Annotated in this window: 2 pseudogenes; one reads left to right on the top strand and one right to left on the bottom strand. The window is 74.8% G+C overall.

Annotated elements, in window-relative coordinates:
- Nucleotides 1–433 (bottom strand): annotated as a pseudogene (locus tag FV222_RS27650) (AraC family transcriptional regulator); the annotation flags it as partial.
- 80 nt (nucleotides 434–513) lie between these two features.
- Between FV222_RS27650 and FV222_RS27645 the strand changes: the two are divergent.
- Nucleotides 514–882, top strand: a pseudogene (locus FV222_RS27645) (MBL fold metallo-hydrolase); the annotation flags it as partial.

The raw sequence follows: 882 nt of genomic DNA, 5'->3' as shown, positions 1-882 counted from the left end.
CCGCGAACGCGAGGAGGTCGGCGAGCGCCGGCCCGGCGGCGGAGGCGCCGTCGCGGTGCTCGAACAGGTCGCGCAGCGGCGTGGTCTCGCCGGCGGCGCCCAGGAGCGCGCCCGCGATCTCGCGGGTGCCGTGAAGGAGCGGCGTCAGCGCCTCGACCCCGAAGCGGTCCGGCTCGAGGTAGAGCACGCCGAGCGGGTCGCCGCCGAGGTCGAGTTCGTGCACGCACCCGGCCGGGATCATCGCCGTGCGGCAGCTGGTCCAGTCCTGCGTGCCGACGCGCAGGCGGAAGTTGCCGTAGAGCCCCGCGAGGAAGACCGGCGCGCCGTGCTGGTGCCCCGCATTGTAGCGCAACGGCCCGGCGAAGAAGGTCGTCGCGCCGGCCACATGCCAGAGCGGCCGCAACGGCCCGTCGTCGGCAGCACGTTCGTACAAGCGCCCGATCCCCCGCAGCCGGTAGGCCTTCGCCCACGCCGCGCAGTCTGCGGCCTCACGCGGGCGAAGGGAATGATTCGATGATCGAACGGACGCGCCGGCAACTCGCCGCGACCGGCCTCGCCGCCTTGGCCGCCCCGGCGCTGCTGCCTCGGTCGGCGCGGTCCGAACCGCTCGGCCCGGCGACGCCGGCGCAGTACCGGTTCGCGCTCGGCGCCTTTCGCGTGACGATGCTGCTCGATGCCGCCGGGATGATCGACGGCCCCTGGCCGATCGTCGGCGAGGACCGCCCCAAGGGCGAGGTCGAGGCCCTGATGCGCGCCAACCGCCTGCCGCCCGATCGCTTCCAGCCGGGCTTCACCCCGGTGCTGATCGAGACCGGGCGCGAGACCATCCTGTTCGACACCGGCAACGGCGCGGTCGGCTTCGTGCCGCCGCCGGCCGGCGGA

Origin of the sequence: Methylobacterium sp. WL103, from assembly GCF_008039885.1 — a bacterium.
Taxonomy (GTDB): domain Bacteria; phylum Pseudomonadota; class Alphaproteobacteria; order Rhizobiales; family Beijerinckiaceae; genus Methylobacterium; species Methylobacterium cerastii.
Note: the sequence above shows the minus strand (reverse complement) of the source record. Positions and strands in the feature narration are given on the sequence as shown.